Raw genomic sequence first — 14,809 nt, 5'->3', positions numbered from 1 at the left:
TTTTTCAATTTATGACTAGTAGATCTCACCGCGAAATTCGACTTGGGTTAAATACAAACGCATATCAAATTCTAGCTGATGGTAATCTGGCAACATATGCTCGCAAAGCTTATAGAAGGCTTTGTCATGGTTTTTCTCTTTTACATGTGTTAACTCGTGTACCGTTATCATTTGTAAAAATGCTTCTGGGCAACGTCTAAACATCTCGCTGATGCGGATCTCGTTTTTACTCTTTAATTTATTGCCCTGCACTCGTGATACAAAGGTATGTAAACCCAGTGCGTTATTCACCACATGAATTTTAGGATCATAAATAATCTTGCTGATCGGCGATGATTTCTTTAGATAATTGTTCTTTAAATCCATCACAAATTCACGCAATTTCTTATCATTGGTAATTGCATGCGTTGTCGGGTATTTAGTTAATAAGAATTGACTAAGCTTATCCTGCTCTAACATCAATTTGACCTGGCTTTTAACTTGATCTGAATAGGCTGACAGGTATTTAAGGGCGGTTGAATCTATTTTTGAGACTGACATAGGTAGCGAGAATACTGATAAATTGAATAGCGCGTATTTTACCTCATCCACTTTTGTTCTGATACCCATAACTGGCTTAAATAAGCTATTGATCAGTATTCGATATACTTTTACAATACCCTTTTTATTATTATGGATGAACCATCATGTCATCAGATACTTTAGGTTCCAGCGTAACGTATAAGCGTATGGAGCAAGGTTATCGCGAGAAAGCGCTTAAGTTATTCCCATGGATATGTGGCCGTTGCACACGCGAATTTGTTTATTCTAACTTAAGAGAGTTAACGGTTCACCACATGGACCATGATCACAGTAACAACCCGAATGACGGTAGTAACTGGGAATTACTCTGCTTGTATTGTCATGACAACGAGCATTCAAAATACACTGAGCACGATCAGTACGCGACAGAAATTGAAGCGGGTGATAACAATCAAGACTCGGCGACTTACAATCCTTTCGCTGATTTAAAATCAATGTTCAAGAAGTAACAATTGATTTTCACCGTAGTTCAACTTTAATTTCAAATACCAAAAAGCCGTAATTGCAACCCTTTAAAGGGATCACAATTACGGCTTGTCTGTTTCTTATCGATGTCTTTTCTATCGTTTCTTTGCCGCTAGAATGGCTGATTAATCATAAACCACATTTGTGCATCATGTTCACTTTTCGCATAATCGATACGCACCAGCACACCTTCAACATTAAAACGTAAGCCTAACCCCGCAGTCCATTTCAAGTCATCATGCAGAGCCGATAAATCAAAACTATCAGCAACCTGTCCAGTTTCTACAAAGGCTGACCATTGCCACCACGGGACATCGTAAAACGGTAAATTATGTAATGGTTGCCAATGTGGCTTCACGCGGTATTCGGCACTATAAGCGACTGCACTTCGGCTGTAAAACTGCCCTGATGAATAACCTCGTAAACGATTAAAACCACCTAATTTAATACCAGCAAAAGAGGGCGGACGATGTTTATCAGCAACGCCTGTACCACTATCCCATGTTGGCGTATCAGCAAGGTAATAGTTAAATGCTAAGACTTGTTCTTTAAACAAGCTATTTGCATCCAAAGGCACAAACGCACTTTGCTCAAGTTCCCAAGTCGTCCAGCTATTACGTTCATCGTTACCAAAATCGCGACGCACCGTAAATCGAGTTTGACTGCCCGCTTCTGTATCACCAATACTGTCTCGATTATCCCAATTCAGTTGTAGTTCTAACCCCTGTGCAACATCGGGTAAATTAACATAACCAGTCACATCACGCTTTTGCTGAAACGGGGTAACACTCACACTGGTAACGCCAGATTCGAGTGGATTAAACGCTATCTCACCACGTTGTTGCATTAGACTACGAGCAGCGCCATTGGCACCTAAGCCCCAGGGTAATACATATTTCGCCTTAATACGTAGCGACGAGTCAGTACCCTCAGCAATGATTTCGTTGGTAGACCGAGGTTCTCTTGGCGCGGGTACATAATAGGTACCATTACTAAAATAACCACGATAATATTCAGTCGAAAATAACCATTGTGTTACGCCAGGCAGCATATAATTATTGAATGAGATAAAGCCAATGTTACTGTCATTATCACTATATAGGCCAAGTCCGAATATCGATGCTTGTGGTTGTCCTGCATGCTTTATAATACCAGATACACCCACCGCAGCACCCAGTGTTTCTGTTGAAATAATAAACGGCACACCTGTAACTTCGGTATCAAATGTAGGCCTGTTAGTCGCACTATCTTTTGTAATTTCTGTTGCCATCTCTTCGGCAACCTCTTCAGCACTAAGCGGACTTGTCATCAGCAATGCAGAACATAACAGCGATACACAAACATTCTTATAAGACACTCATACTCCAAACAGTAATAAAATCGATATGAATAAAAATCCGAGCTCAGAAAGATATCCTATAACTCTTAATATGTATACGATAATACAGAAATGAGCAGGTCTGACAGCTATTTATACTAGATTACTCGACTTAAGCAGCCAAACCACTAAGTATCTTATAAACCATAATAAGTGTTCTCCATGAGCTATGATTAATACTATAAACGATGGCCAATGTTGTATAATAAGTTCAACAACTTAGTACAAGGCAGATAGACGTGAACGACAATCAAAAATCATTAATAAGTAACTCAACGATTACTCTATGGTTATTACTCATCGGATTGTTTAGTGGGCTTTATTCAAATAGTGCGATTGCCGCAACAACGTCATATTGGAACAAGAGCAATGAGTCAATGGTTGCAGATATCGACCACAGCCAGTGGCAATATATTTTAAATCGTTATTTAATAAAGGGAGAAAATAATGTTGCCATCAACTTGTTTAATTACAGCGGTGTCACCAATGCCGATAAAGCAATCCTCAAACAATACCTAACCAAAATTCAACAGATTAATCCATTACAGCATACTAAATCACAACAGCAAGCTTATTGGATTAATTTGTATAACGCGCTGACAATACAGCTGATATTGGACAACTACCCGGTAAAATCTATTACCAAATTAGGTAAGCGCTTCTTTTCATTCGGTCCTTGGGATGATGATGCTGCCACGGTCAACGACAAAACGCTGAGCTTAAACGACATTGAACATGAAATACTGCGCCCTATTTGGCTAGACCCACGTATCCATTATGCAGTGAACTGCGCTAGTTATGGTTGTCCGAATTTAGCTGCAACGGCATTTACCGGGAATAACATGGAACAGCTATTAACGGCGGGTGCTTATGCCTATATAAATCATCCACGTGGTGTTACAGTTAAAGGCGATAACTTGGAAGTATCGAGTATCTACAAATGGTATTCAGAGGATTTTGGTGATAATGATCAAGCATTAATTGAACATTTAAAGCGTTATGCAAAGCCTCAACTAAAGCAGGCTCTACAGTCATTTCAACAAAACCCTGGCGATATCGATTTTGAATATGATTGGCGATTAAATCAGTCAGAATAATCAGTTAAAAAATGCCAGAATAACGATACCCTGTCGCAGGGAATCGTTATTATTCTTTAAAATGTGTCGTCACGCTACCGTTATTACTATCATAACGAATATACAAATCTAAATTACTTGTTCTTTTGTACAAGCAAACCCCATCAGGTTCAGCTGGGTCATTAAAGTAGCCATAAACAACTGTAAAATCATCATTGTAACCGATTTCTTTATCAATTTTATTGCTACCTGTATTCAGAATCGTATTCCAGAGAGAAATACAATCGTCCCTGTTATCGGTGGTAATTATTTTATCATTACCAGCAAAACTCTGTGCTGGCCAGCCAGCGGAATTAAAGTCGATTAACCCTTCAGACCCAGAACCATATAGTTGAACATCATTATTTAAATCTAAGTCGGTGCTCGAACCCATGATCACCCATTTACTGTGCGCTAAATTAACCGCACTTTGCAAAGCGCCTCCAGTACCTTCGACAACTGCAATATCAGCATCACCCGCTAAGTTCAAAAAACGTGGTAATGCTGTAGCGGATAATACCCCGAGTACAATGATCACAATAACCAACTCGATAAGCGTAAAACCACGCTGTAATGTATTCAAAATAATAAACCTTTGATATTAAGTAAGTACCAATTATAGAGTAAACAGTCTAATTGTATATATCATAATTGACCATTGCTCTTTGTTCTTTCAAAATAATAACTAATTCGGCTTCTCGGGTTTAGATATTCTTGAAGTTCCCCTAGCTGAAGCAAGGGGATTCTTGTCGTCTACGGTTTAGGCATTGCAATATTAAATTGCGTTAGTCTTCTAAAACCTCTTACAAGCATTTAACGTGTCGGTACTACCTACCGCCACAAATTATTTAAGCTGCTAGTCCTGATCGCTAATGACCACTGCCCAGCGTATAACGCACCACATTCGCTGCACATTTTAGACGAAGGAAACCACTGGCTAATAGCTGATAATTTACGCCCGTACCAATCAGCCTTATATTCTAACTGCCTTGCTATTTCACCGAAATTAGCATCATGGAGATGCTTTGCCAACTTGCGATTTTTCACCATATTTTTGACTTTCAATGACTCGATCCCTATCACTTGGTTTTCGTTTATAAGTGTCGACGTCATTTTATGCGTAAAGTCTCTACGGGAATTCGCTAATTTTCGTGAAGCCTTAGCGAGTTTTTTAGCATATCGATTTGTTAAGCGCGACCACTTTATTTTAAGCGGTTGCTTCATTTTAGCGAGTAATAATGATTGTTTATCTGCATCCCATTTGAATCCGTTACTCATGTAACTGGCTGGCTGATTGATAATGATGCTTTGATTTAAATTTAGGGTAACCAAACCCTGACTTAAAAAAGGACTGAAAACCTTTGTTAAGGTGTTTTAACGCCTGTTGTAAAGGCACGCTTGATACGTCTTTCAGCCACAAAGTGGCATAGTGCCCGTTAGATTAATAAGTATTAATGTTGCTGATTCCAATCAATGCATTGCTGTAACGTTATACCGGAGCCACCAAATATATCCAGCGCACTGCCAATCGTTAAATCAACGTTACCATTAGATAAGCGCTCTACTAAAGCCAAATCCTCGATGCTACGAGCACCACCAGCATAAGTGACAGGAATGTTGGTATGTTGGCCCAATAGGCTAACAAGTTCTTGATCAATCCCATTTTGTAAACCTTCTACATCCGCAGCATGAATCAGAAATTCGGCACAATGTTCAGACAGTTGTTGTAATGTCTCAGCATTAATCACCGTACTTGTTACTGTTTGCCAACGATTTGTCGCAATGTTCCAACCTTGTGCTGTTTTCCTGCAACTCAGATCCAAAATTAAATGTTCTTTACCAACAGATGCTTTCAATTGCGCTAATTTATCCCAACTAAATTCATTACCATCAAACAAATATGACGTCACAATGACATGCGATGCACCTGCTTTTATATACTTAGCGGCATTGGTTAAATTTACACCACCACCAAACTGCAAACCATGCGGCCATGCTTGTAAAGCTTTTAATACTTCGGCTTCGTTATCTGGGCCTAATGCAATCACATGACCACCACGTAGATCGTGTTGACGATAAATATTGGCATAGTATGCAGCATCATATTGGCTAATAAAATTCGTCGCGGCGCCTTGGTCATTCAAACTACCGCCAACAATTTGCTTTACTTTACCCTGGTGTAAATCAATACAAGGACGAAACTGAGTCAAAACCACACTCCTCTGTTTGAAGACTAAACGATCAATTCCTGATCTTTACCCATTTTTAGATTTCCTAGTATACTCAAACTGCATGAAGATGCTATATCAGAGGCTTGTAGATTCTGGATTGTAGGCTGTTTTCTATATGCCAGAAACTAAAATGCCATCTATAAATAGATGGCATTTAATTCTGAATTCCTAGAAATTAGTAATCTAGTAACCTAAATGTCTTGGGTAAGTGAATTTTGTATTATATAAATCACCAAAAACAGGTGTTGCAGGTACTGAATTTTTCATAGAGGTCACCTTCTAAATCATTAATCAAAAATTGAACCACGTGGCTCAGTTGATCTCGGTTCCTTGGAGGCGGTTTAACGGACTCATCCTTTGAGCATTTTTCTATCTTCTTGTTCAGAAGATGTGACCAATGTAACATAAAAAATTCATTACGCAAGCTTTCATTTGAAACCGATCACATAATCAATCAAATTAACTAGACAATATATTAACCGTAAAACCATGCTAGGTTCAATTAATCAACGTAACCTACATATTACGGCGATATTTACCACCAACTACATACAACACATCCGTCAATTGGGATAGACTTGCAAATGGCGCTGCAGACATAAGCGCAGCAAAGCTATTACTTTCAACATCATGATTAGATAATAATGCCACTTTCATTGCGACTAATGCCAACTCACCCTGTTGTTTATGTTGCTGTCTAAATTGTAAAACACCGTCTATCTGCTGCTGCTTTTTATTATCACAGCAGCGTACCAACTGTTTATTGCTCAATGGTATCGAATCATTGACGCCCTCGTCCCTAGACATACAATTAACCCCGACCATATCGAGTTTTGCGCTGCCTTTTAATTTCTCGTAATACATGCTTTGCAGCTGGATCTGCGTACGTTGATAGCCGCTTTCAATCGCACCAAGTACCCCACCACGACGGGCTAAACGATTAAACTCGCCATATACGGCTTCTTCAACCCGGTCGGTCAATAGTCCAATCACATAACTCCCTTGCAACGGGTTTTGATTTTTATTCAGCCCAAACTCACGATTAATAATGGATTGAATCGAGAGTGCACGGTAGACCGAGTTTTCCGTTGGCGTAGTAATGGTTTCATCATACGCATTGGTATGCAAACTGTTACAGTTATCGCAAAGCGCATAGAAGGCCTGTAAACTGGTTCTAATATCGTTTAAATCAATCTCTTGTGATTGCAGGCTACGTCCTGATGTTTGGATGTGATATTTTAATTTTTGGCTACGCTCATTAGCGTTATATACCGACTTTAAGGTTCGCGCCCATATTCGTCGTGCAACCCGCCCAATCACGGCATACTCGGGGTCCATCCCATTGCTAAAAAAGAAACTCAGCCGTGGTGCCACATCGTTTATATCCAGACCCTGCGCCAAATAATATTCTAATAAGGTAAAACCATTAGCGAGTGTAAAGGCTAATTGAGTGACCGGATTCGCCCCTGCCTCCCCAATGTGATAACCACTCACTGATACAGGATAAAATTTCGCTATCCCGTTGCGACTAAAATAGCCTTGCATGTCGGCCATTAATTTAAGGGCAAAACCTAACGAGAAGATACATTCATTCTGAGCAATTTCTTCTTTTAAAATATCAGCCTGTAACGTCCCTCTGACCTTGTTGTAAGTCGCGGTTTTCAACGCAATGTATTCATCCTCTAACCCCAGTAAATCAATCATTAGCATCTGCCCTGAGATACCGAGTAACTTAAGCCCTAAACCATTATGGCCTTGCGGTAAATCGCCACGATAAACTGGCCGTTCGTTAGCTCTTTTACTATTGCTACTGCTACTGCCACAAGACGACAAATACACCTTAATGAGTTTGTTGGCTTTTCGCCATAGATTCGCTTGCGTTAAATACAACTCAACTTGCTGGTCAATAGCGGTATGTAAAAACCATGCCATGAGGATTGGTGCAGGTCCGTTAATCGTCATCGAAACCGACGTGCCTGAATCACACAGGTCAATGCCGGAATACAACACTTTCATATTATCCAATGTGGCGATCGATACGCCTGACATACCAATGCAGGCAAATACATCTGGACTGATCGCGGGATCGTGTCCATACAAGGTATTTGGGTCAAATGCCGTAGACAATCGAATCGATTTTTGGCCTTTAATTAAATAATGAAAGCGTTTATTGGTGTCTTCTGGCAAACCTTCTCCGGCAAACATCCGTGTCGGGTCTTCATCATTGTGTCTGGTTGGAAAAACGCCCGCGGTATAAGGATATTGCCCAGGGCAATTTTCATTCAGTAGAAAAGCGGTAATGTTATCCCAATGCCTCTCGTTTGGTTTTGCCACGTGGGGGATCACGGTACCACTTAAACTGACAAAATGATCGCGATGCTCACCATATGATTGATGGCAAGCAATGGTATCAACGCCCTCTTCAATTCGTTTAAGTGCTAATTCTTCATCGTCTCTAAACCAAGCCAGTAAGGCATGCCTAAGTGGGACAGAGATCTGAGCCAAAAGCTTGTTATAACGTGATCTTAACGGGGGGAATAACACTTTCAGTGAGGCATTTGTGACTAAGAAACTATCCGTATCTGACTCATTATCGACATCCGCTTGAGGGTAACGAGCGAGTTTAACAGGTAAACAGGGATCACCTAAGTCGCTTAACATTTGATAGCAAGTATGTAGCGTTCTAACTTGCTCTATTTGCTGGCTGTTCTGCGCTGTTATATCGACATAATGATTGTAAATTGCGGTTAAATAGTCAGCGTTTTGTAACTGCAACTGACTCGTCGTTAGGGTCCAATCATAACGAGGGTATGTCGTTAATGTTTGTTGGTAAGCATTTTTTACATCGGCCTGTGCCGTAAAAGGTAACTTGGTTATCAAAAATGCAATGAAACGACCAAAACCATGATCGTTATAATGGCTCGCTACCATAGCAAAGATGGGAAGTTCATCACTCGCAATATTGCTTTCGTGCTGATTAAAACGCCATTGCTGCTGCACATCATTAAAGGCATCTTCACTACCTTGCTGATCCGCTTTATTGAGCACCACAGCATCGGCATATTGTAACATCTCTATTTTTTCTAATTGGCTACTGGCACCATAATCCTTGGTCATTAAATAAAGGCTGAAATCAACCATATCAACAATGGCACTATCACTTTGACCGATACCCGCGGTTTCAATTAATACCAGGTCAAAGCCGTGGTTAATTAACATAGGCACACAGGTTTGTAATGATTGGCTGACTGACACATTGGCCTGTCGTGTGGCAATAGAGCGCATGAATAATCGTTCGTGCGGCAAGGTATTAATACGAATACGATCACCGAGCAAGGCGCCGCCAGTTTTTTGCCCACTGGGATCGACGGCTAAATACGCAACCTTGATATCCGGATAAAGCTGTAATAACGCCCGTAATAATTCATCACTAAATGTACTTTTACCCGCGCCTCCCGTCCCTGTTATACCCATCACCAACGATTTTTTGGCTGGCGAGCCAGAAGACAATACCGATGACACTTTATCTTTACTGGTACTAGTACTGCTATTAGGTAATCGGTTTTGCTCAATCGCCGTGATTAATTGTCCAAAATACAAATCAGTTACAGGGATTAATCCCGGTTTTGTAACCTTAAACTTCGCTTTACCTTTTGGCTTAATCGCCATTAGACGCCCGAGTAAATCACTGATCATCTCATCTAAACTCAGTACATCGGCACTGGTATATACACGGGAAACCCCTTGCTCTTCCAGCGACCTAGCTTCGTCAGATGTGATGGTTGCACCACCACCAACAAACACAGCAGGTTTAGCGCCAACATCCGCGAGACTAGATAATAAATAACCAAAATAGGCATTATGCCCGCCCTGATAAGAGCTCATCGCAATCGCGTCAACGTCTTCTTGCAATGCAGCCGTCACCACATCATGAACTGAACGATTAATACCTAAATGGATGACTTCAACTCCCCGCGCTTGTAATAACCGCCGTACAATATTAATTGCAGCATCGTGACCATCAAACAGACAGGTCGCTGTTAATATTCGCAAAGGATACTTAGTTGAAGTCGTTTTCATCACTCTTCACTCCATACTTGTTATAAAATCTTGTTGTAAAAAATTGTTATAAAAGCTCGCAATCACGAGGTGCTGGTATTAACTATCCAGCGCTAGGTCGGCCATTAACACAGCTAAGAATCGAGCGGCTTCACCACCGGTGATAGACCGATGATCAAAGGTTAATGACAAGGGTAACAAGGTGTGTTCGACAATAGTCCCTTTACCATCATCCGACGCAGTCTTGTTTAAATTAGTGTAGGCAAGTTGCTGAAATAAGCGACCGGCACCAAGGATTGCAACCGTAGGAGGCATGACTATTGGATTCGTATATTTACCCACTATACTGCCAAAGTTAGACAGGGTGATGGTATTACCGCGTAAATCGTCCGCCGCTATTTTCCGCTGTGAGACTAATTCTTTTATGGTATTAATTTTGTCACGCATCGCGCGTGCACTGTAACGTTGCGCATCGCGGATCACAGGCACAAATAAGCCATCTTGGGTATCTACCGCTAAACCTAAATGCATGGGTTTAATGATACGACGACCAATTGCATGACTGTCATACCAAGCATTCAATGTAGGTTCGGCTTCACACGCGAGTGCCATCGCTCTGATTAAGCGTACAGTGATATCACCCAGAGCAAACCACGCTGTAATATCAGCATCATCATGGAGCGTCACAGGAACAACTTCAGCATGCGCTTGGGCCATCGCTTTGGCCATACTGCGGCGAACACCTTTAAATGGTACAAGTTCACCCACATCGGCAAATATTTTAACCACACGCTCTACGTCTGCAGTTGTAATGGTACTGTGTGGACCAGAAGGGGTGACAATACTTAAATCAATATTATATCTATGTGCTAATGCCCGTACTGCTGGTGTTGCTTTTACGCCAATGCTGTTACCCGATACCGATTGCGGCGTTTCTTTTAACTTAGTTTCGGATGTATGCAACTCTCCGACAACAGATGTCGAGGTTTTTACTGGTTCGGGGGTTGCTGCGCCATTCGTTGTAGCCGCACCATTTTTGCTCGATATTGCGGCGCCCTCGTCCACGAACTCAACAAGCGGATCACCGGTATGAATAATGTCACCGCTTTCGCCATACAGTTTCACCACAATAGCGTTTTCAGGACACGGGATCTCGACAATTGCTTTTGCCGTTTCCATCGACACCATTAACTGGTCTGCCGTCACTACATCTCCAGGTTTAATAAACCATTCAACAATTTCAGCTTCGGGCAAACCTTCCCCTAAATCAGGTAATTTGAAAATATGCATCAGAACTCCATGACTTTGTTAACGGCGGTAATAATTTGCGCAACGCTTGGCATATAATATTTTTCCATTTTAGCTAAAGGCATGATGGTGTCATAACCGCTCACGCGTATTATCGGTGCCAACAACGTCATCAAGCCTTCTTCAGCAATAATGGCTGCAATTTCGGAGGCGACCCCACCACTTCTAACCGCTTCGGAGACGATCACACAGCGACCCGTTTTTGCTATCGAGCTTAATATCGTGGTTTTATCGATGGGTTTAATCGAAGCAAGATCGATAACTTCCGCCGATATATTACGTTCCGCCAACTGATCTGCTGCTTGTAAGGTTTCATATAACATTGCTCCCCAACTAATTAAGGTCACATCAGACCCTTCTCGCAGGATAAAACACACATCTAACGGTAATGCTTGGCCGTTATTATCAACAGATTCAGTTTGTAACCGGTAAATACGCTTTGGTTCTAAAAACACCACAGGATCAGGATCTCGAATAGCCGCTAGCAACAAACCGTAAGCACGTCCAGGAGAAGACGGAATAACCACACGAATACCGGGAAGATGCGCAAAAATAGCTTCGGTACTTTCACTGTGATGTTCAGGTGCATGAATACCACCACCATACGGCGCACGTAAGACCATAGGACAGGTTAAACGGCCTCGCGTACGATTACGCATGCGTCCGGCATGACATAAGAATTGATCGAATGCAGCATAGATGAACCCCATAAATTGAATTTCGACGACGGGTTTCATCCCCTGCGCTGCAAGACCAATTGCCATACCGCAAATAAGTGATTCGGCTAATGGGGTATCAATGACGCGTTCACGACCAAACTCTGCCTGTAATCCTTCTGTCGCACGGAACACACCACCATTAACACCAATGTCCTCACCCAGTAAGACGACATTTTTATCTTCTGCCATTGCATCAAACAAGGCATTATTAACTGCATCAATGAGTGTCATGTCCTTCATGTTTCACCTTCCTGTGAGACCGCGTTTCGAACTTGCTCTAACTGGTCTAAATACAGATCGGGCAAGGTTTCATACAGATATTCAAACATGGTGGTTGGTGACGCTGGTGGAATAGCAAGATAGCGCGCTACCGCGGCATCAATTTCATCACTGCACTCTTTTTCTAGCCGCGCTATAGTGGCATTATCAATGATCAATTCATCCATGAGTAAATTTCGCAGTCGAGTAATGGGCTCTTTCTGCCAAGCTTCTCCGACATCATCCTCATCACGATAACGAGAAGCATCATCGGCAGTGGTATGATCGGATAACCGATAAGAAATGGTTTCAATTAGATGCGGTCCCTGCCCTTCTCTGGCTCTGTCGATAGCCGCTTTAATTTTGATATAACAAGCAATCACATCATTGCCATCAATTTGTTCGCAACTAACCCCGCCAGCAATGGCTTTTTGCGCTAACGTTTCACAACTCGATTGCTCATCGCGCGGTAAAGAAATAGCCCATTGATTATTATTGATAATAAATACCAGTGGTAATTGCCATACCCCTGCGGCATTGACCGATTCATAAAAATCACCCTTGGATGTCGCGCCATCGCCGCAAACAACAACGGCAACACGAGGCTCTTTACGTAACTTAATGGCATAACTGATACCAACGGCATGGCAACACTGGCTAGCAATAGGGATGGTACAAGGCATATCTTCTCGCGGCCCCTTAAAATCCATCCCCCGTTCATCCCCACCCCAGTACATTAAGATCTCTTCGGGTGTTACCCCACGAATCAGTACCGCAGCGGTTTCTCGGTAAGCTTGAATAAAAACATCTTCCGCGCGCATCGCTTTACCTATCGCCGCCCCTACCGCTTCTTGACCTAGGCAAGAGGCATAAGTACCAAGACGACCGGTACGTTGCAACGCAATGGCTTTACAATCAAAAGTGCGAGTAAATAACATCCATCGATAAAACTCGACCAGTAATTCGTTACTCACACCTGCGGCAGATAAATATTTAAAAGGTTCTGACAGTCTGCCTTTTTCATCAAGATATTGGGTATAACCAACGCGGAATGTACTCTCAGTATTTTTCTTCATAATCAGCTCCGGAAAATGGTTCCGTCAATATTTTTTCAGCTAAGCTATTAGCGACATCAACTGTCGAACTGTTCTGCTGCTCTGCTTGGATAAATATAGCCAATAGCGTGTCATATAAGGCCGCCAATTTATGCTGCACAACATCCGGTTTATTTAGATAGGCGATCTGTAATACCCCCCCAGAATTAATGACATAGTCAGGCGCATATAAAATGTCTTTAGCTGCCAACGCATCCGCCATATTCGGATGTTGTAATTGATTATTAGCAGAACCAGCAATGATGGCAGTGTTTAATTGGGCAATAGTATGTGCATTAATCACTTGGCCTAATGCACACGGTGCAAAGACATCACAATGAACAGCATAAAGGTCATCACCAGTGACAATATCAGCGCCTAATTCATCAACCAGTCGTTGTGTTGCTTGCTGATTGGGGTCGGCAATCGTTAATTTGGCGCCGTCATTATGCAGTAACTTCGCCAAAGCATAACCTACATTTCCAACACCTTGAATTGCCACATGAAGCCCGGCAAGAGACTCCTGCTGCAACTTAAATTTAACCGCCGCTTTTATCCCATAATAAACGCCTTTTGCTGTATGTGGAGACGGGTCTCCCGACGCTAGCCCTGCCGTTGTCGTGCACATAACATGGTTTGTTTGACTGGCGATTACATCCATATCAGCAATCGTGGTACCGCTGTCCATCGCAGTAATGTAACGGCCACCTAAACTTTCAACAAACCGCCCAAACGAGGCAAATAGCGCCTTGCGATCCGTTAAGTTTTTGGGTTTTAAGATAACCGCTTTACCGCCACCAAAAGGGAGCCTGTTAATTGCTGTTTTATAACTCATGCCAGCCGCTAAACAGCAAGCGTCTTTAACAGCAGCATGGGCTGAAGGGTAATTAATCATTCGGCAGCCACCAATAGCAGGGCCTAACTTGGTACTGTGAATAGCGATAATGGCTTGTAACTGCGTTTCTGGATCACGCCAGAAGTGCACATCGCTGAATGGATATTGTTCAGCCATGTCAAATAGATCTGTCGATGCTCTCGATGTGCCCGGCCTTTTCGACTCTCTCGAGTCTATGAAGCTTGCCATAAACGGTTCTCCAACCTTGGGTTGTGAATACCCTGAAGACGCACAGTTAATTACATTTTAAGTCATTGGGTATAAAGGAGGTTACTCTATAGATAACTATAGACACGATACGTAACAGTGCCCATTACCAAACACGTTATCGTGAGCCACAAAGCATTCGGTTGTGAGCACCTAGAACATGATCAAACAACAGAGCCGCGAGCGTGAGTAATGAAAGTGGTCGATGATTAGTGCCAAAAGGCAACTGCGAGGTAAAAACAAAGCATAAACAGCGGCAAATGAATGCCAGAGTGTAGTGTTATGCATTAGAAGAATAGATTTAAAGTGATCAAGTAAACTGCACACCACCAGATAGCTCAAATTATACACTACTAACGTGGTGTTAATCGAAACATATGCCATCCGGCTTTTAATAATACGATAAAACTGTTCTACTTGTCACCAATCTAATTAAATCTAATTTTAACTAGGTGTACAGGTAAGTTTACAGCAGTTATAACGCTTCCATAAACTAAA

At 41.9% G+C, this 14,809-nt stretch carries 12 protein-coding genes; 2 read left to right on the top strand and 10 right to left on the bottom strand.

Annotated elements, in window-relative coordinates; all coding sequences use genetic code 11:
* Positions 1 to 15 precede the first annotated feature (15 nt).
* Positions 16 to 540 (bottom strand): M48 metallopeptidase family protein, encoded by a 525-nt coding sequence (locus tag MORIYA_RS02430; protein WP_112718384.1) that lies wholly within the window; start codon positions 538 to 540, stop codon positions 16 to 18.
* Between the two features lie 146 nt (positions 541 to 686).
* On the opposite strand from MORIYA_RS02430, the gene MORIYA_RS02425 reads away from it, so the two are divergent.
* Positions 687 to 1,031: a YajD family HNH nuclease gene (locus MORIYA_RS02425; protein ID WP_006034459.1), complete on the top strand. Its 345-nt coding sequence runs from the start codon at positions 687 to 689 to the stop codon at positions 1,029 to 1,031.
* Positions 1,032 to 1,159: 128 nt separating this feature from the next.
* Here the strand turns inward: MORIYA_RS02425 and MORIYA_RS02420 are convergent, their stop codons facing one another.
* Positions 1,160 to 2,404, bottom strand: a complete 1,245-nt coding sequence (locus tag MORIYA_RS02420) for a BamA/TamA family outer membrane protein (protein WP_112712403.1) — start codon at positions 2,402 to 2,404, stop codon at positions 1,160 to 1,162.
* 260 nt (positions 2,405 to 2,664) lie between these two features.
* On the opposite strand from MORIYA_RS02420, the gene MORIYA_RS02415 reads away from it, so the two are divergent.
* Positions 2,665 to 3,522, top strand: coding sequence for a DUF547 domain-containing protein (locus tag MORIYA_RS02415; protein ID WP_232011479.1), 858 nt, complete (start codon positions 2,665 to 2,667; stop codon positions 3,520 to 3,522).
* Positions 3,523 to 3,571: 49 nt separating this feature from the next.
* Here the strand turns inward: MORIYA_RS02415 and MORIYA_RS02410 are convergent, their stop codons facing one another.
* From MORIYA_RS02410 to MORIYA_RS02375, 8 genes are all read right to left on the bottom strand, one after another.
* Positions 3,572 to 4,123, bottom strand: a complete 552-nt coding sequence (locus tag MORIYA_RS02410; RefSeq protein ID WP_112712401.1) for a type II secretion system protein — start codon at positions 4,121 to 4,123, stop codon at positions 3,572 to 3,574.
* 248 nt (positions 4,124 to 4,371) lie between these two features.
* Positions 4,372 to 4,818: an RNA-guided endonuclease TnpB family protein gene (locus MORIYA_RS02405; RefSeq protein ID WP_197713345.1), complete on the bottom strand. Its 447-nt coding sequence runs from the start codon at positions 4,816 to 4,818 to the stop codon at positions 4,372 to 4,374.
* Between the two features lie 173 nt (positions 4,819 to 4,991).
* On the bottom strand, positions 4,992 to 5,756 hold the full coding sequence (gene hisA, locus MORIYA_RS02400; RefSeq protein ID WP_232011478.1) for a phosphoribosylformimino-5-aminoimidazole carboxamide ribotide isomerase: 765 nt from the start codon (positions 5,754 to 5,756) through the stop codon (positions 4,992 to 4,994).
* 531 nt (positions 5,757 to 6,287) lie between these two features.
* A complete protein-coding gene (locus MORIYA_RS02395) occupies positions 6,288 to 9,851 on the bottom strand; it encodes a methylmalonyl-CoA mutase family protein (protein WP_112712397.1) in 3,564 nt (1,187 codons plus the stop codon).
* 78 nt (positions 9,852 to 9,929) lie between these two features.
* Positions 9,930 to 11,120: a dihydrolipoamide acetyltransferase family protein gene (locus MORIYA_RS02390; protein WP_112712395.1), complete on the bottom strand. Its 1,191-nt coding sequence runs from the start codon at positions 11,118 to 11,120 to the stop codon at positions 9,930 to 9,932.
* Positions 11,120 to 12,097, bottom strand: coding sequence for an alpha-ketoacid dehydrogenase subunit beta (locus MORIYA_RS02385; RefSeq protein ID WP_112712393.1), 978 nt, complete (start codon positions 12,095 to 12,097; stop codon positions 11,120 to 11,122). The genes MORIYA_RS02390 and MORIYA_RS02385 overlap by 1 nt, the downstream gene beginning before the upstream one ends.
* Positions 12,094 to 13,191 carry a pyruvate dehydrogenase (acetyl-transferring) E1 component subunit alpha gene (gene pdhA, locus MORIYA_RS02380; RefSeq protein ID WP_112712391.1) on the bottom strand — a complete coding sequence of 366 codons (1,098 nt, stop codon included), beginning with the start codon at positions 13,189 to 13,191 and terminating at the stop codon, positions 12,094 to 12,096. The genes MORIYA_RS02385 and pdhA overlap by 4 nt, the downstream gene beginning before the upstream one ends.
* Complete coding sequence (locus tag MORIYA_RS02375; protein WP_112712389.1) at positions 13,175 to 14,293, bottom strand: Leu/Phe/Val dehydrogenase; 1,119 nt, start codon at positions 14,291 to 14,293, stop codon at positions 13,175 to 13,177. Before MORIYA_RS02375 ends, pdhA begins: the two co-directional genes overlap by 17 nt.
* Between the last annotated feature and the right edge of the window lie 516 nt (positions 14,294 to 14,809).

Origin of the sequence: Moritella yayanosii, from assembly GCF_900465055.1 — a bacterium.
Classification (GTDB): Bacteria; Pseudomonadota; Gammaproteobacteria; order Enterobacterales; family Moritellaceae; genus Moritella; species Moritella yayanosii.
The sequence above is the reverse complement of the archived record's forward strand: the minus strand, read 5'-3'. Positions and strand labels throughout refer to the sequence as shown.

What these genes read in the sequence shown, in the direction of transcription:
- MORIYA_RS02430 (WP_112718384.1), bottom strand. Translation starts at nt 540, where the DNA reads ATGTCAGTCTCAAAAATAGATTCAACCGCCCTTAAATACCTGTCAGCC.
- MORIYA_RS02425 (WP_006034459.1), top strand. Translation starts at nt 687, where the DNA reads ATGTCATCAGATACTTTAGGTTCCAGCGTAACGTATAAGCGTATGGAG.
- MORIYA_RS02405 (WP_197713345.1), bottom strand. Translation starts at nt 4,818, where the DNA reads ATGAGTAACGGATTCAAATGGGATGCAGATAAACAATCATTATTACTC.
- MORIYA_RS02395 (WP_112712397.1), bottom strand. Translation starts at nt 9,851, where the DNA reads ATGAAAACGACTTCAACTAAGTATCCTTTGCGAATATTAACAGCGACC.
- MORIYA_RS02390 (WP_112712395.1), bottom strand. Translation starts at nt 11,120, where the DNA reads ATGCATATTTTCAAATTACCTGATTTAGGGGAAGGTTTGCCCGAAGCT.
- MORIYA_RS02385 (WP_112712393.1), bottom strand. Translation starts at nt 12,097, where the DNA reads ATGAAGGACATGACACTCATTGATGCAGTTAATAATGCCTTGTTTGAT.
- pdhA (WP_112712391.1), bottom strand. Translation starts at nt 13,191, where the DNA reads ATGAAGAAAAATACTGAGAGTACATTCCGCGTTGGTTATACCCAATAT.
- MORIYA_RS02375 (WP_112712389.1), bottom strand. Translation starts at nt 14,293, where the DNA reads ATGGCAAGCTTCATAGACTCGAGAGAGTCGAAAAGGCCGGGCACATCG.